A 20,542-nucleotide genomic window follows, 5' to 3' on the forward strand; every position below is an offset into this window, starting at 1 on the left:
CACATAATTGTGGATAAATCTTTACATTAAATTTAATTTTCTATAATATATTTGTCATAAATCTAACGCTGGCCACTGAATGAAGCTACTTCACTTTATTTCACTCTTACTTTCTTTATGCATCAACGGTCAAAACTATACCACTCAATGGTATAACATGGATAACGGTCTCCCTCAAAACAGTATCAAAGATATTGTAAAAGATAAATATGGATTCATCTGGCTGTCTATGGAAGGCCGGGTTCTGAGATATGACGGGAGTAACTTTGTACAGTATAATAATTTTAAACTTAAAAATTTAAGTTTTGGAGATTTCTATGGCAATATAAAAAAAGACAGTATTTCCGTTTTCAATATTTCTGAAAAAAAAGTTCTTCTGATTTCCCGCCGCCGACCGGATGTGATAGCGGCAAATAACACATTTGAGTACGGAGGTGCTTTGAAAAGTAAGATCTATAAAAGAATTGTAAGGAATAATATCACTGCCAGATATATTTCTTATTATATAAATTCCTATTATGTTCAATTGGATGAAGGAAAATATTACTTTGAAAATAATAATATTGTTTACGTTGATAAAAAAAGCAAGAAAAGAACTTTAGTTGCTGATGGGTTTTCTTATGACCGGTTAAAAAGAATATTTGTTCATGGTGAATATGTACTCATCAGTGATCCGGTCAGAAAAAAAATAATCCAATTGTACAGAGGTATATTGTCAGAAATAGAAGCTCCTTCTATCTATACAGAGCCTGAAACCAGAATGTACTGGCAGCAGATTTCCGGACAGGTTTTTATGATTTACCATGGTAAAATATACAGAAGTGAATACTCTGGAGGTAAACTAAAACTCACTTTTTTATTAGAATACAAGGATATTGATAAAGATATCTCAGGAGCTATGTATTATGATGAGACTGCAAGAAAACTATATATCGGAAGTTCTATTAATGGACTAAAGATATTGAGCTTATCAGATTTTTCAGTTTCCAGGAAAAATTTGTCTTATCAGGATGAGGTCTGCTATGCAGCAACTTCTTACGGGGATAATTCTGTCTTGACGCAGGAGGGAATAAAGTATTCCCGTAATACTTCAGAAAGATTATTTTTTGCCCCTCAATCTTATGATAAGAGATATATCTTTGAAGATAATGAGGGAAATCTGATATACCGGGAAAATAATTCTATTCATGTACGGTATAAGAATACCAGATTTACAAAATATGATTCCATTGCTTTTAAAGACAAAGAGATTGATGGGCTTTATAAAAATGGAGATCTTTATATTGCATCCATCGTAGATAAAAATCAGTTTTATCTGTATCTGTTTAGTCATGATAATTTAAAAAAAATTGAAAGAATTATTCCATGTGAAGATAATATAGATGCGGTGTTCAGATATGATAAAGACCTTCTTTATCTGGGAAGTAGTGGAGGAATTTACGTGTATTCTCTTCCTTTGAAAAGGATGATAAAGCAGATTGGAAAAGGTCTTCCTGTAAAACAAATTATCAGGACAAAAGACGGGAATACCTGGTTTACTACTTACAACAGAGGGATTTATTTAATAAAAGCTCAGAAAGTTGTAAGAGTTCCTTCCGATAAAAATAATTTTCTGGCTAATGCTCATTATCTGTTGGAAGATCAACATTCCAATTTATGGATCTCTTCTGATAACGGACTGTTTAAAGTCAATAAAAATACTCTTCTGCAGTACATGAAAACGATGAAGGGAGTGATCACTTATTATCGTTACACCAAAAAACAAGGTCTTTTAAATAATGAATTCAACGGAAGTGCCAATCCCTGTGCTCATAAGCTGAAAGATGGGCAATTTGTATTTCCGTCCATGGAGGGGTTTGTATTTTTTAATCCGGAAAATGTAAAAACCTATTATCCGAAGTCTGAAAGTATCTATCTGGAAAGAGCAAGAATAAAAGGGAAAATGATTCAACTGAACAACAAACTTTTTCTTGAATGTGGTTATAAAAATGCAGAACTCTATATTGATATTCCTTACTATTCCGATCTGGAAAATATCTATCTGCAGGCAAAGCTTTCAGATAATGAGGATGGCTCATGGATTACTATTAAAAATGATAAAACATTTAGGCTGGCCAATATAGACCCTGGAAATTATACTCTTTGCGTTCGGTTTTTATCTTCAGAAACCGGAAAATTCGTTTATAAAACAATTCCTGTAGAAGTGGAAGCCTATTTTTATCAAACTGTTCTTTTTAAAATCCTGATTGCAGGTATTGCTGTTTTCATCGTTTTAGGAATTGTACAGATGAGAACCAATTTTTTAAGATTGAAAAATAAAGCGCTGAAAAATACACTGTTGCATAAAGATAAAGAATTGCTGGAAACCAATAATAAACTGAAAAATGAATCCGATTATCAAAAAAAACTGGTAGAAAGTATAAGCCATGATATTACAACACCGGTTAAATTTATTGCACTTCTTTCACAGGAACTTAATCAGTCAGTAGATCTGAAGACCCAGAAAAAATATTTTGACAGCATTTACAAAACCTCGGAGCAGCTGTATAAATTTACATTAAGTCTCAAAGAATACACAGAACTATACAAGCAGGGAAATACAACAGATGAAGAATGTTCAATCTATGATCTGATTGAAACTAAAAGGTTGTTATTTGAAGAAATAGCAGCAAGGAAAAATACATTTATATATAATTTTTGTGATCATCAACTGAAGAGCAGGCTTAATAAAAATATTCTCCTTGCGGTTTTTCATAATATCATCGATAATGCAGTGAAAAATACTTCAGATGGGGAAATTACAATCAAATCGGGCTCCACAGAATCACATATAGAAATCAGCATCACAGATACGGGCGGCGGGATGTCTGATGAACAACGGGTTTACTATTCCGAACTTTTTAAGACAAAAGGCAGCGAACACATGGTTTTTAAAAATTATGGGTTAGGTCTTCACATGGTTGTTCAGCTGATGATGAAAATTAATTCCGAAATGACTTTTCATAGAAATACACCTAAAGGAACCATTATTAAAATCCTTATTAAAATATGACAAAAAAAATACTCATTGCAGATGACCATCATGTGGTAAGAATCGGGACAGCTATGATCCTGGAGAAAAATTTTAATCATTTTGAAGTCGATTTTGCAGAAACCTACGGAGAAGCAAAAAAGAAAATTGAATCCGAAAAATATGACCTCGTTATTCTTGATATTGAACTTCCGGGAAGTATTCTCAAATCTATGGTCAAGGAAATCAAAAGTATCTCTGAAGATACACTTATCTTAATATTTACCTCCTACAAAGAAAATATTGCCCTGCAGTATATTGAAGAAGGTGCGAACGGCTTTTTGAACAAGCAAAGCGACCCGGATCATTTTGTTAAAGCTATTGAAGCTCTTTTTAAAGATGGATATTATTATACTCCTGAGATCACGAATGAACTGCTGAAAGGAAATAAAAAGCGAAATGCCGTCGAAAATTTATCTGAACGAGAGATGCAGATTTTTAATCTTCTTGCAAAAGGAAACGGAAATCTTGAAATAGCGAATGCCCTTAATATTGAAGAATCTACTGTGGGTACCTACAAAAGACGGGTATATCAGAAACTGAAGATTACCAATCTGGTTGAATTGCTTGATATTTACAACGAAATACATTAATTTCTCATCTGTTCTTGTCATAAAGCCGCTACAGTTTTGTGGAAAAATGCGTACAGAATCTGTTCTTTATTTACTTGTTTTTGCAGTAGGTTCGTATTGCGAAAACTTTCATTAAATAATTGAAGGTATTGGATATTATTCAGGACCCTTAGATTCTAAAATACGTATTTGTTTATGAAAAAAAAGATGCTTTTCATTGCCTTAGTGGCTGGTTTAAATGGTATTCTGGTAAAAGCCCAGTCAGGTAATGTGGGGGTTAATACTGCAAATCCCGGCAGTACCCTTACTGTCAATGGTTCATTTGCTGCCACCTATAAAATAGTTGGCACAAGTGGTGCGGTAGGAGCTAATGATTACTATGTTGCTTATAACGGAACTGCCGATGGAACATTAGCTTTGCCGGCAGCCATCAGTGGTGCGGGTAATTTTTCCGGACGTACTTATCACTTCAAAAATACCGGAGCAAAAATACTTACTGTTTCAGCTAATGGATCAGAACTGATTGATGATCAGAACGGAACCGGGCTGGGTGTTTCTGCCATTACGGTCCCTCCCGGATATTATGCATTTTTGGTCAATAAAGGAACCACTACCGGTACAACATGGGAACTGGTGCTGCTTTCTAGTTCCAACAGTATTCCTTCTGCAGAATCTACTTATCCGTTTTCAGCTGTGTCTACTACGACCCGGCAAATGTGTGATGCTACTGCCACTCCCTCTGATCCATGGATAAGAACAGCGATTACTTATCCTCAGGGTACAGTTCTTAATAAAGGAAATGTACTCAATACCTCTACAGGAGCTTTTACAGCACCCAATGCTGGATATTATGTGATTCAGGGGTCTACACAGTTTGACAATGGAAATGTGGCAGGAAATCCGAATTTTACCTGGACAGTACTTTACCTGATAAAAAATTATGCTCCGGGTAATGTGGGAAGTATATTAGTTCAGTCTTATCAACCTACCGTAACGAGGGTTTTTGGTTCGAGTATCTCATGTATGGCTTATCTTAATGCAGGAGAAACGGTAAGTATGGCTTCTGTAGCGGGAGTGTCTTCTGGTAACAAGTACGAAGTTGTGACAAGTACGATGTTCGGATACAAAATAGCGAATTAAAATAATATTGATACTGTGGAAAAGCGGTCTTGATCGATAGATTAAGGTCGCTTTTTGTAATTATATTTTATATTTTACCAGCAAAGGTATAAATAGAAAGGGGCTTTCCGGTTTGAAGAAGGGTGAATTGTCAATTTACCCCATGGAATGTGAATTTCTCTGAAAAGTTTTTATATATTTAGCGACCGAATAATTCATTCAATGAGCAACGAAAATAAAACAGGAGAAAAGGAGACTTTAGTTAGAGGATTAACAAACCGACATATTCAATTAATAGCCCTTGGAGGTGCCATAGGAACCGGCTTATTTCTGGGAATCGGGCCGGCTGCAGTATTGGCAGGACCATCAGTAATTTTAGGCTATGCTCTAGCCGGAATCATTGCCTTCTTTATTATGCGTCAGCTTGGTGAAATGGTTGTTCAGGAACCCGTATCAGGAAGTTTTAGCCACTTTGCCTACAAATATTGGGGAAATTTCCCTGGATTTGCTTCCGGATGGAACTACTGGATTCTCTATATCCTGGTAAGTATGGCCGAACTCACGGCAATCGGACATTATATTCACTTTTGGTGGCCGGATATACCGCTTTGGGTTTCCAGCTTGTTCTTTTTTATTGTAATTAATGCACTTAATCTTGCTTCTGTAAAGGTATACGGAGAAACAGAGTTCTGGTTTTCTATCATCAAAGTAGTCGCTATTATAGCCATGATTATCTTCGGAGTATATCTTTTGATAAGTGGTACAGGAGGAGAAAAAGCAACGATTACCAATTTATGGAATGATGGCGGATTTTTCCCAAAAGGATTATTTAATAAAACAGAAAACGGATATTCTGGATTATTTGCTGCAATGGCCATGATTATGTTCTCTTTCGGAGGATTGGAACTGATCGGAATCACAGCTGCTGAAGCTAAAAATCCGGAAAAAACTATTCCACAGGCTACCAATCAGGTGATCTATAGAATTCTTATTTTTTATGTAGGAGCTTTGGTGATCTTATTCTCATTAAGTCCCTGGAGAGATATTACAGAAGGATCCAGCCCGTTTGTAATGGTGTTTCAGAATCTGAATGGTCTTGAATTCAGCCTTTTTGGTAAAGTGATTCAGTTCAATACATTGATTGCAAATGTTCTGAACCTGATTGTTTTAACGGCGGCTTTATCAGTATATAACAGTAGTGTTTACAGTAACAGCAGAATGCTTTTCGGATTGGCTCAGCAAGGGAATGCCCCGAAATTCCTGAAAAAATTGAATAAAAATTCTGTCCCTATCAATGCCATTCTTATTTCATCATGCTTTGCCGGGATATGTATTATTATTAATAAACTTGTGCCTGAAAAAGCTTTTGAGTACTTAATGGCTTTAGTAGTATCTACTTTAATCATTAACTGGCTGATGATATGCTACACCCACTTGAAGTTTAAAAAATCAATAAATGCATCAGGAATTCATTCAAAATTCCCTTCTATATTTTATCCTGTATCCAATTATATCTGTATTGCCTTTCTGGTTCTGATTTTAGGATTGATGAGTATCACAGGAATGGAAATTCAGGTGATTCTGATTCCGGTATGGATCGGCTTTTTGTTTGTTATGTATAAATTGTACAAACCGAAGTAAAATATAAAACAGATTTAAACATGTTTTGGAAAGGTGAAAATCATTTGATTTTCACCTTTTTTGTTTTTATTTCTGTAAATTGGTAGTAGGGTATATTTTCAAAATATATCTCTATTTCTATCATTTTAGCGAGCTGGATATTTCAGCTGTTTGGAAAGAATGTCAATTTAGGACAAGATTTGTCTTTTTGAAGGATGTAATTTTGCACCTGTAAATCATCACAACAATGAATTTACAATGTAAAACTTCAAAAAAACAAATAGAATGAAAAATGTATTTCTTCTCATCTTCCTTTTTGTGTAAAGTCAAAGAAATTTAATGATATGAAAAAATTATTCACACTCACTTTAGTATTGAGCTTTATAGTAATTATGGCACAGACAGACTATCATTTTCCCGAAGAATCTTCAAAACATGAAGGAACATGGCTGCAATGGCCCCATCATTATCAGCACGGAATGACGTACCGTAAAAGGGTAGAGAAGACCTGGATAGATATGACGAAAGCTCTTCAGTCAGGCGAGAAAGTTCACATTATTGCTTATAATGCGGAAGAAAAAAACAGAATTATCAGTCTTTTGGAAGAAAATAAAGTTCCTATGAAGAATGTTGATTTCAAAGTTTATCCTACTGATGATGTATGGATCAGAGATAACGGGCCTATTTTCGTAAAAGATGACAAAGGAAATATTCTCATTGAAGATTGGGGATTTAACGGTTGGGGTGAGAAATTTGATTTTGAAAACTGTGATGAAATTCCACAAAAGATAGGTGCAGACCTGGGAATAAAAGTAATCAATCTGAATGAAGAAATGGTAAATGAAGGCGGTTCTGTGGAAACTGATGGAAACGGGGTTTTAATGGCTTGTAAAAGCTCAGTAATCAGCCAGAAAAAAGGAGCTACCAGAAACAAAGATATCACTCAGCAAGAAGCTGAAGAAATGTTTGAAACCTATTATAGTGTTTCAAAAGTGATCTGGCTGGATGGCGTAACAGGACTGGATGTTACCGATATGCATATTGATGGTTTTATGAAATTCATTAATCATAATACCATGATTACGATGAAAGAAGATGATCTTCTGGAGCTCGAGCTTTCGGAAAAAGATGTCAATACACTTTATACAGCAACTAATGTAAATGGAAAAGAATACAAAAAAGTTTACTTGCCTGCAACCATGAACAAAGTGAAAACAGCCTATGGGAAACAGCTGGAAGAAAAAGGCTCTTATGTCAATTATTACGTTGCCAATACAGTAGTACTTGTTCCTAATTATGGAGACCCTAATGATAAAACTGCCAATAAGATTATTCAGGAGCAGTATCCGGATCGAAAAGTGATAGGAATAGATGTAAGAAATCTATATGAAAATGGAGGAATGGTGCATTGTGTTACCCAACAGCAGCCTGCGGGAGCTTCGGCAAGATAAATTTAAAGAATGAAGTGATTTATTTTCTAAGGTTATTTTCGTATATTGGTAAGAGGTTATATTTCAAATCTAGGTGAAATTTTAATCTGTTTGAAATACCTGCGGATAAGCCGAAAACCGTTACAAAAAGTAGGCAGGACCAAAAGAAGACACCTATGGCCAATTTATTTCAAACCCTTACCAATACTGTAAAACACTGGTACATTCCATTAATCTTCGGAATTATATTCCTGATCTGTGGTTTTTATGTATTCAGTGTGCCCCTTGCAACGTATGTTACACTTTCTATTTTTTTTAGTGTTTCATTCTTATTCTCTGGAATTACGGAAATATTCTTTTCCTTACAGAACAGTAAATCCCTGCAGGGTTGGGGTTGGTTTCTTGTAAGTGGATTATTAACTACTGCAATAGGAGTTTATCTCATCGCAAATCCTCAGATTTCAATGACTGTGCTGCCGTTTGTGATCGGATTCACGTTACTGTTTCGTTCCTTTCAGCTATTAGGTTTTGCATTCGATCTAAGAAGTATGAGAATAATGAGCTGGGGAAATGTAGCGCTGGCCAGTGTCGGAGGAATTATATTTTCTCTGTTGTTGATATTTAATCCGGTGTTTACAGGAATTTCATTAGTTACTCTTACAGGGGTTTCTTTTATCTTCATGGGAATTGCTTCCATTATGCTGGCTCTGGATTTAAGGAAAATTAAAAAAATTCCTGGAAAAGTTAGCCAGGAACTAAGAGATAGAATCAAAGCTTTACAGGAAGAGATTGATGATCTGAAAAAATAATGCCCTATTTTACAATTCCAGAATCCATTTCTGAAGGTCAATACCTGAGGAAAGTTTAAGTTTTTTCTTGAGCCTGTATCTCTTGGTCTCTATTCCCCGTAAGCTAATGTTTTCATATTGGCAGATTTCTTTATTCGTAAGGTTTAATCTGATATAAGCACTGAATTTTATATCATGTTCTGTAAGTTCCGGAGTATGTGTAATTAGTTTTTCATAGAATTCAGGGTACACTTCTTTAAAACGTATCAGAAACAGAGGGCTTCTGCTCTCCATAAGTTGGATGATTTCGTCAAATGAACTGTTTACTTTTAATTTAAGAACATCTGTTTCAATGGTTTTTTTCTCAAGAATTTTTTCTTTTTTTAGTACTTTTTTAATATAGATTTTTCTGATGAAGTATAATAACAGAACAAATGATATTACAATAATTATCACTATAAAGTAGAACATTTGTCTTTCTTTTTCCTTTTCCTCGTGTTTTAAATCTATCAGCTTATTAACAGCAAGATTTATGGCTTCTTTTTCATTTTTACTGATATTGTCGCTAAGAATGGTGTATTTTCTTAGATACTCATTAGACTTTTCAATTTCATTTAAAGACTTATAAACACTGGAAATCGTGTCATAAATAGTCAGCAGAGAGGCAGGGGTATTTTCCGTTTTTTGAAATATATCAAGTGATTTCAGATAATATTCAAGTGCTTTTTCTTTATTTCCTTTTACATTATACAGATCTCCATAGCTGAACCATGCAGTCGCTTTTTCAATCTCAGAAGCCTCTCTGGAAAGAGCGAGAGCCTTATTCATATAGTATTCAGCAGAATCTAAATGAATTTTTTCAGCAATAAATTTATCTGCTGTTCTTGTATAAGAGGTGATATTAGGTTTTGATCCCATTATTCTCTTCTTTATAGCTTGTAAAGAATCAAGATTTTTATCTTTGGGAAAGTTCTGTTGTTTCCATGAATAGTTGTAGGCCAGAGCAAATTCTCTCTGTTTAAGATTGGAAATTTTCTTTATATAAGATTTTGCCCGATCAAAGGCTGCATTGGATTGTTCATAAAGCCCCAGACGTGTATAATTCCTTCCATATTCATTGTATAAATTGGCCTTCAGAAGAGGATCATTAATAGAGAGCAGCTCTTTTTTAGCTTTGTCAAGATATTCCAGGCTTTCTTTGTTCCTGTCAAGTCCGCTTAATATACTTCCTATATTGGTATATGCCATAATAATACCTTTCGTATTATTATTCTCTTCATATTGTTTAAGAGCATCAATGTTAAACTTTAAGGCTCCTTCTGCATCCAGTCTCTTTCTGTATTCTAATGTTGTTTTTATAGGTTCGGGCTGAAAAGAAAAGTCCTGAGCGTTAAAAAAGGTTGTGAAGGAAAAGAAAATCAGATATAGTGCTTTAATTCTAAAATTAGGGAACATATTTTTTAAAATTATTAAAGCAAAAATAACTTTTTTATGAATATGATTAAAAAAATTAATAATTACAGATAATTTTTACATTAGAATAGAGTGAAAATATACGTCAAAAATACTCAGTTTATTTTACAAAATGCTGTTTTTTAATTCATTATAATGTGAAGTATGTTTGAAGTAATACTTTGGGTAGATAGTATTGATACATTTACTACGAAAATTTTTTTTCATTCTAAGTGTTTGTGTTTATTAGCAGGGATATTTATGATCCCTGCTTTTAAATAACAGAACCATTAAGTTTTGCTTGTAAAGTATTTATGATTCTCCTCTCCATCCCTCAACTTTACTCTGAAAATAGTAATAATTCACTTTTTATATTTACTTCAAAGCTACTTCGGTTGTATTTTAACTATTTGTTTGTTAATGTGTTGTGTTTTGAAGTGTCTTTGATGTAGAATTTTTTTTGTTTTTGGATTGTAAGTTTGCATTATCAAATTTAGCATAAGAAAAATTTCAGACCGGTCATTTTTTTTAAGTACGATTCTAAATACACAAAAGAAAAAATCAAACATTTTAAAGGGACAAACAAATGAAAAAAATACTAACATTATCTGTGATAATGGTTACACATTTTGCTTATTCTCAGGTGGGCATTAATACTCCTGATCCACGAGCTACTTTGGACATTCAGAGTAAAGGAAGTACTTCTGCCACAAAAGCTATGAGAATTAATAACTCTAATAACAAAGAAATGCTTACCGTTACTGATGAAGGAAAAACAGGAATAGGAACTGATGCTCCAAAGTCAAACCTGCAGGTCATTGGAGATGAATTGAGAGTAGGAGGCCCGGCCTCACAACCTGGAAGTGTTGCTAATCCTATTTTGAGAATTCATTCTAACGCAAATGCAGATGGTTCGGGAGGTTCATTACTCTTTAGTGAGAATGCGGAAAACTTTGGGTATTATATAAGGCAAAATACAGAAGGAGGAAATACCTATGGCTCTGATGGTTTGGCAATGGGTGCTGCACAAACAGGAAAATATGCTTATAATCCTGCAAAGCCAGGAGTATTTATCTCTGATAATCAGAATGTAAGCTTTGGAACAGCTACTCCTCAGGCTATGTTTCACATAGATGGTGCAAGAGATAATAATATTAATTCTGCTCCCACAACTGCACAGCAGGTAAATGATATTGTGGTTAATACTTCCGGGAATATAGGAATAGGAACAATAGCACCAACCAATAAACTGGATATACGTTCTGCAACTAACGGAGCTGTTAAAATTGTGGATGGAACCCAGGGAGCCAATAAAGTTTTAACATCAGATGCTAATGGTGTTGCTACATGGAGAGATGGTATTACTGATACAAGTATCTATAATAATAATGGAACATTGTCGGCAAACCGAACCGTTGCACAAGCAGGTAATAATCTGGCGTTTACAAGTACTGCAACCACCGGAACCAGCCATTTTACTATAGACGGGACCACTTTTAACGTGGATGCAAGAAATAATAGAATTGGCCTTGGTACAGCATTACCAAATAATCTTTTAGATTTGGGTACAACTCAGGGAAAAAAATTAGCCATCTGGAACAGTACTGCAGGTGATGATTTTTATGGATTTGGAGCAGCACAAAATGTTTTGCAATTTTTTGCAGGAGTTCCCAATACAGGAAATGCATTGATGACTTTAAATAAAAATGGACGAGTAGGTATTGGAACCACTAACCCACAAACTAATTTTCATATTGTAGGAACAAGGAGATTTGAGAATGCCACAAGTGGTTCGGTTGCTGTAGGATCTGTATTAACTGCAACTGATACCAATGGTACTGCTGAATGGAAAATTCCAGCATCTCAAACTGCAGTAGGAGGAGCCGTAGCAGGATCTGGAATCAGTATTCCTTTTGCTAATGATGGAAACTATAGGTATACAGGGCAATATATAACTCTGCCTCCCGGAAAATGGGCGGTTACCATTACCCAGCTGGCACAAACTGTAGGCAATCTGGATAATGACGACTGGATGTTTGTGAGAAGTTCTTTCGGAGAAGGGAATGTGGCTGTAGGAGCTGCACTTACACGAACCGGTGATTTAAAAGGCCCTTCATTAATGAGTTTCAGAGTACAGGGACCTGCTTCTGCAGGACATCCTCAACAGTTTGATGTATTTCAGGGAACAATTATCATTGAAAATACTGATACCAAAGAGAAAACCTATAGATATATTGCCGGAGCCACAGTTACCGGTGGGAATCCTAATAACGCAACCGTCATTTCACGATTTGGAGATGCAACATGGTCTGAGACATCCATTTTTGCAACAGCTATTAAATAGTAAGAGAAAAGAGAATATTTTATTTTTATGGTTGTTGACAGGCAGGGATTGTTGGATTTTCCAAATCCCTGCTTATTTAAATAAAGTATAATAAAACAAATCAAATTTTATCAGATAAGACATGGCATTAGATTTAAAAAATATTCACATTGGAAGCATGATTCAGTCGCACGTAGAACAAAATGAATTTGAAATGACAAGGATATGTAAGTTTATGCGGTCCTCAGAAACGGAAATAGAGGTAATGTATCTGCAGAAAGATCTTCCAACTAATGTATTATTAAGATGGAGCAAGCTGTTACAGTATGATTTTTTTCGGGTTTATTCCCAGTATCTGATACTATTTGCACCCCAAAAAAGCAACATACAGAGTATAAAACAAAAAGAGGATAAAAAAAGTGCTCTCCCTCAGTTTAGAAAAAATCTGTATACTCAGGAAATAATTGATTTTATCCTTGAGCTTGTCCGTACCGGTAAAAGAACAAAAAAACAAGTAATGGAAGAATATAATATTCCAAAATCAACTTTGTATAAATGGCTTGAAAAATATTAGCCAAGGTATATAAGGATAATATTGTAACGAAAATATATTATATGAAATATTCAAAGCCTGATTATAAGAAGATATTCAATGATCTGTTGATCTTAAAATTTCCTGATAAAAAAGAACAATGCTTACCTTTCTTAAATAAAAAAGAACTTTCCAGACTGGAGGTAATACATCTCAATAAGATCATATTTGGAGAAAACATTTCAGAAAACTTGAATGGAAGAAATCACCGGTCTTATGATCAGTCCACAATTTTTAAAATTTTAGACTATCAAAAGAAACAGAACCTGAATAATATACAGACAGCTAAATATTTTGGTCTCAGCAGAAATACACTGGCCAGGTGGAAAAAAATATTTTTAGACTAAAAATAACATACCCAATTCACGATAATTCAATAGTTGAGTGAATCCTATATTAAAAACCAAAATCATAGCTAAAAGTATTTTTACTATTTCCTGGCTCGAATTCAATCAACCTATGATATCTTAAACTCCTTACGAGAAAGAAACTGTTTTTTGGTCACAAAAATCCGGGATTTTATTAATGAATATAATTTAAAATTTAAGCCACATGTGAATGTTTTTAGTGTGTAAAATACTATTTATTGAATAGTATTTTTAATTAAAACAATATATGGTTGTTAATATTTTATCTAAAATATTGTTTGATGTTTGTTTTCTGCTTAATTTTAATCAATTGATAAATAATCTCTTATAAAGTTTTTAAAGTGTCATGAAGTATGGTACAAAGTAAAGAGATTTATAAGGATTACATTCAAGAATGATTTAGGAATTATGGTTTGAAATAAAATTTTAAGATCAAAAAATACATCATATTACTAAATTTCAAAAAACTAATAAAATGAAGAAAAACATTTTACTGTTATCAATGTTAATCATTGCCAGTTTTACCCATGCTCAGGTTGGGATACAAACTTCAAACCCTCAAGGTTCATTGCATGTTGATGGGGCAAAAGACAATCCTGCCACAGGTACTCCCACTGATGTACAGCAATCCAATGATTTTATAGTAACCTCCACAGGAATGGTTGGTATCGGGAATCTTACTCCGCTATCTAATCTCCATGTCTTAAATCGGGGAACAGCCACAGGTATCGGAGGAGGTGAAGCTACCAATACCGGATTGCTGATAGAAAATCCCATAGCCAATAATTCTATATTATCAATTCTAAGAACTACAGGAACTACAGGAATAAAGCAGGCCGTAATGGGAATAAACCCTAATTTCAATGGAAATAATGGTGTATTTATTATTTCTCGCGTACCTGGTGGAAATGATTTGGCAATAGATTTAACCTTAGGTAATATAGGAGTTGCTACAAATACTCCTACCAATACTTTAGATGTGGCGGGAAGCACAAGAGTAAGGACCATGGATATCGCTGCAGGTGCTACGATTGTTACCCCAATATATTCAGATGGAAACGGTGTTTTGAATAAGGCTGTTAGTAATGTATATGGAACGGTTATTAATAATACGGTGAATGTAACAGTTGGAGCTACTGGTACTTTGATTGCGGGGATTCCAAATGCTGGGGTTTATAAGGCTGTAGTTTCTGTTGGAAATGCCTGTGCACGTACTGCCGTGGCAGAATATTATGTTACCAGCAATGCTTTTAACAATGCTTTTTCTATTAAGGGAATAGATGGGCTTCTTAATACTGATACAACCTCTAAAGGGCCTGTATTTACAGAAGTAAACAGAACCACTACTTCAGTGGTTTGGTCTGGTGTGCCAAATTGCGCAGGAGGAACAGGTTCAGCCTTTAGTTATACACTGACAATGCCTTCAGCAGATATGATCAATATTACCAATAATGGAGACGCAGCTCTGGATTATAGAATAATTCTTACAAGGTTTTTTTAATTTTTATAGAATAAAAAGTATTATAAACAGGCTGCTTCATCACAGAGGTAGTCTTTTTAATAATTATACAAGATACCAAAGAAGTAAAAGCTGTGAGCCGGTAGATATATCTGCCCCAAATTAGAATAGATCAATTGAATCGAAAATAAAAAAACCACTCTTAAAAAAAGAGTGGTTTGTAGACCCACAGGTTATATCACCTATGAATTTTAATTAACAATGAATGATTTTCATTAATTACAAGTAATTGATATTCAATACAATGATATTAATTAAGATTCACTGAAATTAATCAAAATTCAACATTTCCCTTGACCCAAACCTTGACCTTTGGTTTAATTTTTGCTTTTTTGTAATAATAATTACAATAGAAATGAAAGAAGAATTTAACAGTGAAGTAGGTACAATCCGATATTATTTAAAAAACAAAAATTCTGTTGAAGCTACTTTATTAAAAGGAGCTTATTTGTTTAAAAATTACAATATTGGTTTTAGTACAGGAATTAAAGTGATTCCAGTTAAAGAATGGAACGAAAATGAAAAGATTGTAATTGCAGGAAAAAATAAAAGAGACTACAACGATAAGTTAAGCAAATTCAAATTATCCGTTATTCAATCCCACAAAAATTTTAACGAAACATACAATAGAATCCCCACAAAAGAGGAATTAAAAGGTATTGTAAAATCAGCAATCGAGGGAAGCGGGACAAAAGCTATCAGAAAACAAAAGAAAAATTTTGAAGAAATCTATCAGGAGGTTTTAGAAATTATTGAAACCAGACAAAACAATGCTTTAGAAGCCATCAACAGGGGAGAATCTGTTAAAACCTTGCATAAAAGTTATGTTTCCTCTTATAAGGTTGCATACAGGGAATTAAAGGAATTTGCAAAGGAGAAAGAATTGATTTTAGACATTGATACATTTGATGAACAAATTTGTTTAAATTTTCAAAACTGGCTCATAAAAGTTAAAAAACTGAAACAGACTACTATTAAGACCAGAATTAAAAGAATCAGTTTGATTTTGAAAAGAGCCTTTGAAAAAGGATATACAGACAAACGAGCTTATTTATTAGATGAATTTAAAATAAAAGTTCCGCCTACTGTTTCCACAAGTTTAACAGAAAAAGAAATTACTTTATTGTATGAGTTCAATTTTACCCAAAATAAGAGGTTGGAAAGGATAAGAGACTTATTTGTATTGGCGTGTCATACTTCCTTAAGATTTAGTGATATTACAAGGTTACAAAAAGATCATATCAGTATTGATGAAGAAAGAATCAATATGGTTTCTCAAAAAACAAGTACAAGTACTCACTATAAAAATTTAAGTTTTTCATTTCACGGCTATACCAAAGAGATTTTGGAAAAATACAATTATGATATTCGACAGTTGGCAATATCTAACCAAAAAACCAATGAATATTTAAAAGAACTCTTAAAAGAAATACCTTATTTTCAGGAAAAAGTTTTAAGAATTGAAACCTTATCAGGAAAAGGGATAAAATTTACCGATATTGATTTTATCAAAACAATAGATTTTCATACAAGCCGTAGAAGTTTCTGTACCAATCGTTATTGTGAGGGGTGGGAATTGTTGGAAATATGGGATTATACAGGACATTCCAACGAATCTACATTTAAAACCTATTTCAGACCAACCGCAGAACACGAAAAGGTAAGACGTGATAATATCAAGAAAAGAAATGAAAAAATGAAAACTATTGATTTTAAAGAAAAAGAATTGGAGCAATTAAAAAATCAGATGCAGGAAATTTTAAAGTATCATAAAAAGGGAGATTTGGTAGAAATGGGAAAAATAATTGAACTGAATCACAAAATTTCATAGTATTTTTGAGTTTATGATACCTCCAGTTTTAAAAAACATCACTCACATTGATTTTATTGTTACTGATATTTTCCAATTAGATAAAATAATACAGGATTACGGAAAGATTATATATTATACTCCAGAAGTTGTATTTGGTATTCCAAATATTGACAAGGACTTGTATTTGATAACGGATTTAGAAATGACAACAGAAAAAGGAGAAAATCTGTATATTATTCAAAGAGATCCAAACAGTATAGGAAAGTTGAAAAATCCTAAAACGGATTACGACTATAAAATAGCTGTTACAGACTATAATTTATTTTCTGAAAAATTTGATTTAGAATCTTTACCCTCGTTTATAGACGAAATGAATGAGAAATACCATCCTGAATGTATTGAATCTTTAAAATTGGAGCTAGTTAATGCAAAAACTGAAACTGCTTGTAAAATCATATATCAGGATTTACTTTTACATATAGAAGAATCTAACAGTTTTTTGAAAAGCCATATATATTTTGGCAATGTCTTATCTCAGGAGGTTCAAAAAGCTGTTTGCTACTGGCTTTTAAAATATAATGAGTACCTGTTATCTAATGTTCAGCAGTATTTTAAAACCATTTTCCCAAATGATAGCAAACTGATTGAGGAAAACGTAATACAAATCATTGTCAATAAAGCAGATGCAGAAAAAGAAAAGTTAAGAAACAGTAATGTATATAGAATTGCACTCCTTTTTGCGGACGGAATTATTTCATTTGAGAAAATGACAGCTATGTACGGAAACAAACAGTATGATACCATAAATGAACTGGCAGAAATTATTTCTCAAGATCATAAAATTTCTAAATCTTCCCTACAACCCTACCTTAACCAAACGATAAAAGAGGTAAGCTCTGATAAAAATCTGTTTGATATTTCAAAATTAAAATATCTGCAACTCATTGCAGAAGATTTCCACTCACAACAAAAAGAATTGTCAACTTTTTTCTCTGGCAAAATAGAAAAATTAACCTCAATTAATGAGTAAAATCAAATTATACTGATGTTATACGGTATAAGATTTAGTATAGTATAGTGACATTATAATTTAGCACCATAATAATTAAACAAAGAAATATTATGGCAACTAAAGAACATTCAATTTTAATTCAGGCAAGTCCTGAATACTTATCTGAACTAATTGTATCAGGAATCAGAGAGGAATTAAGAAAAATCCAACTCCATTTTTCTGAAAAATCCCAAAATGACGAACTTATGACTAAAAAACAGGTTTGCAATTTTCTGAATTGTTCCTCTGTAAGTTTGTGGAATTGGGAAAATAAGGGAATGCTAAATCCTATAAGACTTGGTAGAAGTATCAGGTACAAAAAAACTGATGTTGAACAGTTTATTAATAGTAGAAGCTGAATAAAAACATCATTATTCTATACTCACTGTCATTCGGAATTTAATTCTTTTTCTATAACAAGATATTGAACTCTATTCTTGTTGTTTTCTTGAGATGACAGTCATGTTTGGTGATTTGCCCTATCAAACACTAAAAACACTCTTAAAAACCCTTTTAATTTAATCGTAAACCAATATTTGACCATAGCAATATACTATGGAGGGATATTCTATGTCAAATTTTTAAAATTTAAAAAAAATGATTACCAAAGAAATAAACTTATTTGAGAAATGCATTCAGGAAGCACAAAATAAATATGCATTTGTAGACGGACAAAAAGAAATTTATGTGAAAACTTTAGCTGAACTCTGTAATAGAAACGGAATATCAATTGAGGATACAAAAATATCTGTAAAAGAAAAATTTAATTTTAATGATGAAATAGTTACTAAAATTATTAATAAAGAGTACCTGGATAAAAAGAATTTTGGAATAGATCAAAAGAAATCAATAGAGGATTTTCTTAATGAAAACTATGATTTTAGATATAATGAAGTTTTAGAAAAAGTAGAACACAAAATCAAAAAAGATCGGAATTATTTACCAATGACTGATTATAAGCTAAACTCTATTTGTAGAGAGTTGGAGAAAATTGGGCATAAATCTGTAAGTGATTCAAAAATTCATAAATTATTGATTTCAGACTTTGTTTTAAAGTATAACCCTTTTGTAGAATATTTTAATAACCTTCCTGTTTGGGATGGACATGATTATATTTCAGAATTGGCAGATTTTGTTAAAACAGATGATCCTGAGTTTTGGAGAGAAGCTCTAAAAAGATGGCTTGTTGCTATGGTAGCTTGTTCGATAACAAATAATATTACGAATCATTCTGTGATTATATTCAGAGGTGGTCAAGGAATTGGAAAAAGTACATTTATTGATAAAATACTACCTCCAGAGTTAAAAACTTACAAATATTCAGGAACCATAAATCCTTACAATAAAGACAGTTTAATATTATTATCTGAAAATATTTTGATTGACTTGGATGAGCTTGGATCACTAAACAGAAAGGATGAAAAAGCAATGAAAGAAATTATTACAAAATCAGAAATCAAACTTAGAAGACCATATGGGAGAATTAATGAATTAATGCCTAGACGAGCATCTTTCATAGGCTCTGTAAATGATAAAGAATTTCTAATGGATATTTCGGGCAGCCGTAGATTTTTATGTTTTGAAGTGTTTAAAATTGTTTATGGTACTAAAATAAATCACAAAGGTATTTATTCACAAGTCATAAGTTTATTGAAATCAGGTTTTAAATATTGGTTTGATGGTAAGGATATTGAGCTAATTAATGAAAAAAATGAACGATTCCGAATAAAAGATCCAATTGAAGAAATGATTTTGGGGAAATATAAACCTTGTGAAAAGGATAAAACAACGATTTTTCTTTCTTCTACTGATATTTTGAATGAGTTGAATGAAACCCACAGGATTTCTTTGGATTCAACAAATAGTATTATGGTTGGAAAAATATTAAGTAAATATAATTTTCAGAAAAAGAAAACTGGGGGTATTAGTAAATATGCAGTCCAATATATCTAATTTGTGGGTGGGGTAGGTGGAGTGAATTATAACAAATAAGAGTTTTTATAATTTATTATATATAAATATTGTTTAAAGTTTTTATTGGTTTCACTTACCCCAACTTCCTTTTTTCAAAGATATTTTTGAAATCTAAATTTCTACAATAAATTTGACAGTTGTTTGATAATTATATGGGTTTTTCCCATTGCCCACCCCATATTGAAAAAAGACTGTCAATATTATAGGAAATTAATTAAATTTAATCACATGAAATATATAGAATATGAATAAAATCGACTATACCGCTTTAAAAAGAGATATTGACAATATTGTAAATCAATTTAAAAACTGCTGTTCTAAAGGCTGTTCATTTTGTTGTTATCAAATGGTAGAGGTCTATGATTTTGAAGTAGAGTCTATTAAAGCATCAATAAAAGGGCTTGAACAATCGATTAAGGGAAAAGTTAAAAGTAATTTGGAAGAATGGTTTGATTACTTTAATAAATATACTCCAGAAAATAAAGTTTTAGATGAAAATGATACAATAAAAGGACTAATAAAAATTTCCAAAGTCGAAAAACATAAATGCCCATTATTGGTAGATAATTGTTGTTCAATTTATGAAAATCGTCCTTTGACTTGTAGAATACATCTTGTAGAAAATCACCCTGAAAAATGCGAAAAAGATCCTTACAGAGAATCATCACCTCAATCGTCAAATGTTAGATTTCATTTACAGCGATACTTGATGGGAATAAGAAAAAGTCAATTATTCTTTTTACCCCATATTGCTACTGAAGAAATTAATATAGATAAGAAAATAAAACCGTTAAAAAAATTGTATATATAAAATAACCTTGATTTGATGTAATCAAGGTTAAAATGTATAT

The 20,542-nt window shown here is 32.7% G+C and carries 16 protein-coding genes; 15 read left to right on the forward strand and 1 reads right to left on the reverse strand.

The features are described from left to right. Window positions 1-79 precede the first annotated feature (79 nt). The 6 genes from LC457_RS10590 (at window position 80) to LC457_RS10615 (ending at window position 8,620) form a co-directional block, all read left to right on the forward strand. Window positions 80-3,052, forward strand: a complete 2,973-nt coding sequence (locus LC457_RS10590; RefSeq protein ID WP_223599809.1) for a HAMP domain-containing sensor histidine kinase — start codon at window positions 80-82, stop codon at window positions 3,050-3,052. Further along, window positions 3,049-3,663 (forward strand): response regulator transcription factor, encoded by a 615-nt coding sequence (locus LC457_RS10595; protein WP_223599810.1) that lies wholly within the window; start codon window positions 3,049-3,051, stop codon window positions 3,661-3,663. The genes LC457_RS10590 and LC457_RS10595 overlap by 4 nt, the downstream gene beginning before the upstream one ends. Window positions 3,664-3,837: 174 nt before the next feature. Next, complete coding sequence (locus LC457_RS10600; protein WP_223599811.1) at window positions 3,838-4,782, forward strand: hypothetical protein; 945 nt, start codon at window positions 3,838-3,840, stop codon at window positions 4,780-4,782. A 201-nt stretch (window positions 4,783-4,983) separates the two neighbouring features. Then, entirely contained in the window at window positions 4,984-6,402 is a 1,419-nt protein-coding gene (locus LC457_RS10605; protein WP_223599812.1) for an amino acid permease, read from the forward strand. A 323-nt stretch (window positions 6,403-6,725) separates the two neighbouring features. Continuing rightward, window positions 6,726-7,832, forward strand: coding sequence for an agmatine/peptidylarginine deiminase (locus LC457_RS10610; RefSeq protein ID WP_223599813.1), 1,107 nt, complete (start codon window positions 6,726-6,728; stop codon window positions 7,830-7,832). A 155-nt stretch (window positions 7,833-7,987) separates the two neighbouring features. Further along, window positions 7,988-8,620 carry a DUF308 domain-containing protein gene (locus LC457_RS10615; RefSeq protein ID WP_223599814.1) on the forward strand — a complete coding sequence of 211 codons (633 nt, stop codon included), beginning with the start codon at window positions 7,988-7,990 and terminating at the stop codon, window positions 8,618-8,620. 9 nt (window positions 8,621-8,629) lie between these two features. On the opposite strand, the gene LC457_RS10620 is transcribed toward LC457_RS10615, so the two are convergent. Next, window positions 8,630-10,054 (reverse strand): tetratricopeptide repeat protein, encoded by a 1,425-nt coding sequence (locus LC457_RS10620; protein WP_223599815.1) that lies wholly within the window; start codon window positions 10,052-10,054, stop codon window positions 8,630-8,632. A gap of 583 nt (window positions 10,055-10,637) precedes the next feature. On the opposite strand from LC457_RS10620, the gene LC457_RS10625 reads away from it, so the two are divergent. The 9 genes from LC457_RS10625 to LC457_RS10665 all read left to right on the forward strand — a co-directional run bounded on the left by LC457_RS10625 (window position 10,638) and on the right by LC457_RS10665 (window position 20,502). Then, the gene (locus LC457_RS10625) at window positions 10,638-12,395 is read left to right on the forward strand and encodes a hypothetical protein (protein WP_223599816.1); all 1,758 of its coding nucleotides are present in this window, start codon (window positions 10,638-10,640) and stop codon (window positions 12,393-12,395) included. 121 nt (window positions 12,396-12,516) lie between these two features. Further along, window positions 12,517-12,948, forward strand: a complete 432-nt coding sequence (locus tag LC457_RS10630; protein WP_223599817.1) for a helix-turn-helix domain-containing protein — start codon at window positions 12,517-12,519, stop codon at window positions 12,946-12,948. Between the two features lie 41 nt (window positions 12,949-12,989). Next, window positions 12,990-13,313, forward strand: coding sequence for a helix-turn-helix domain-containing protein (locus tag LC457_RS10635; protein WP_223599818.1), 324 nt, complete (start codon window positions 12,990-12,992; stop codon window positions 13,311-13,313). A 496-nt stretch (window positions 13,314-13,809) separates the two neighbouring features. Beyond that, the gene (locus LC457_RS10640) at window positions 13,810-14,835 is read left to right on the forward strand and encodes a hypothetical protein (RefSeq protein WP_223599819.1); all 1,026 of its coding nucleotides are present in this window, start codon (window positions 13,810-13,812) and stop codon (window positions 14,833-14,835) included. A 373-nt stretch (window positions 14,836-15,208) separates the two neighbouring features. Next, window positions 15,209-16,684, forward strand: coding sequence for a phage integrase SAM-like domain-containing protein (locus tag LC457_RS10645; RefSeq protein ID WP_223599820.1), 1,476 nt, complete (start codon window positions 15,209-15,211; stop codon window positions 16,682-16,684). A gap of 13 nt (window positions 16,685-16,697) precedes the next feature. Beyond that, window positions 16,698-17,696: a hypothetical protein gene (locus LC457_RS10650; RefSeq protein WP_223599821.1), complete on the forward strand. Its 999-nt coding sequence runs from the start codon at window positions 16,698-16,700 to the stop codon at window positions 17,694-17,696. Between the two features lie 92 nt (window positions 17,697-17,788). Further along, window positions 17,789-18,076, forward strand: a complete 288-nt coding sequence (locus LC457_RS10655; protein WP_223599822.1) for an AlpA family transcriptional regulator — start codon at window positions 17,789-17,791, stop codon at window positions 18,074-18,076. 238 nt (window positions 18,077-18,314) lie between these two features. Continuing rightward, window positions 18,315-19,670 (forward strand): VapE domain-containing protein, encoded by a 1,356-nt coding sequence (locus tag LC457_RS10660; protein WP_223599823.1) that lies wholly within the window; start codon window positions 18,315-18,317, stop codon window positions 19,668-19,670. Between the two features lie 265 nt (window positions 19,671-19,935). Continuing rightward, on the forward strand, window positions 19,936-20,502 hold the full coding sequence (locus LC457_RS10665) for a YkgJ family cysteine cluster protein (RefSeq protein WP_223599824.1): 567 nt from the start codon (window positions 19,936-19,938) through the stop codon (window positions 20,500-20,502). Window positions 20,503-20,542 lie beyond the last annotated feature (40 nt).

It is taken from the genome of Chryseobacterium sp. GVT01B (genome assembly GCF_019970045.1).
In the GTDB taxonomy this organism is placed as follows: Bacteria; Bacteroidota; Bacteroidia; order Flavobacteriales; family Weeksellaceae; genus Chryseobacterium.

Bases quoted from the DNA above. Each gene is read 5' to 3' on its own strand.
- LC457_RS10590 (WP_223599809.1), top strand. From the start codon at position 80: ATGAAGCTACTTCACTTTATTTCACTCTTACTTTCTTTATGCATCAAC.
- LC457_RS10595 (WP_223599810.1), top strand. From the start codon at position 3,049: ATGACAAAAAAAATACTCATTGCAGATGACCATCATGTGGTAAGAATC.
- LC457_RS10600 (WP_223599811.1), top strand. From the start codon at position 3,838: ATGAAAAAAAAGATGCTTTTCATTGCCTTAGTGGCTGGTTTAAATGGT.
- LC457_RS10605 (WP_223599812.1), top strand. From the start codon at position 4,984: ATGAGCAACGAAAATAAAACAGGAGAAAAGGAGACTTTAGTTAGAGGA.
- LC457_RS10610 (WP_223599813.1), top strand. From the start codon at position 6,726: ATGAAAAAATTATTCACACTCACTTTAGTATTGAGCTTTATAGTAATT.
- LC457_RS10615 (WP_223599814.1), top strand. From the start codon at position 7,988: ATGGCCAATTTATTTCAAACCCTTACCAATACTGTAAAACACTGGTAC.
- LC457_RS10620 (WP_223599815.1), bottom strand. From the start codon at position 10,054: ATGTTCCCTAATTTTAGAATTAAAGCACTATATCTGATTTTCTTTTCC.
- LC457_RS10625 (WP_223599816.1), top strand. From the start codon at position 10,638: ATGAAAAAAATACTAACATTATCTGTGATAATGGTTACACATTTTGCT.
- LC457_RS10630 (WP_223599817.1), top strand. From the start codon at position 12,517: ATGGCATTAGATTTAAAAAATATTCACATTGGAAGCATGATTCAGTCG.
- LC457_RS10635 (WP_223599818.1), top strand. From the start codon at position 12,990: ATGAAATATTCAAAGCCTGATTATAAGAAGATATTCAATGATCTGTTG.
- LC457_RS10640 (WP_223599819.1), top strand. From the start codon at position 13,810: ATGAAGAAAAACATTTTACTGTTATCAATGTTAATCATTGCCAGTTTT.
- LC457_RS10645 (WP_223599820.1), top strand. From the start codon at position 15,209: ATGAAAGAAGAATTTAACAGTGAAGTAGGTACAATCCGATATTATTTA.
- LC457_RS10650 (WP_223599821.1), top strand. From the start codon at position 16,698: ATGATACCTCCAGTTTTAAAAAACATCACTCACATTGATTTTATTGTT.
- LC457_RS10655 (WP_223599822.1), top strand. From the start codon at position 17,789: ATGGCAACTAAAGAACATTCAATTTTAATTCAGGCAAGTCCTGAATAC.
- LC457_RS10660 (WP_223599823.1), top strand. From the start codon at position 18,315: ATGATTACCAAAGAAATAAACTTATTTGAGAAATGCATTCAGGAAGCA.
- LC457_RS10665 (WP_223599824.1), top strand. From the start codon at position 19,936: ATGAATAAAATCGACTATACCGCTTTAAAAAGAGATATTGACAATATT.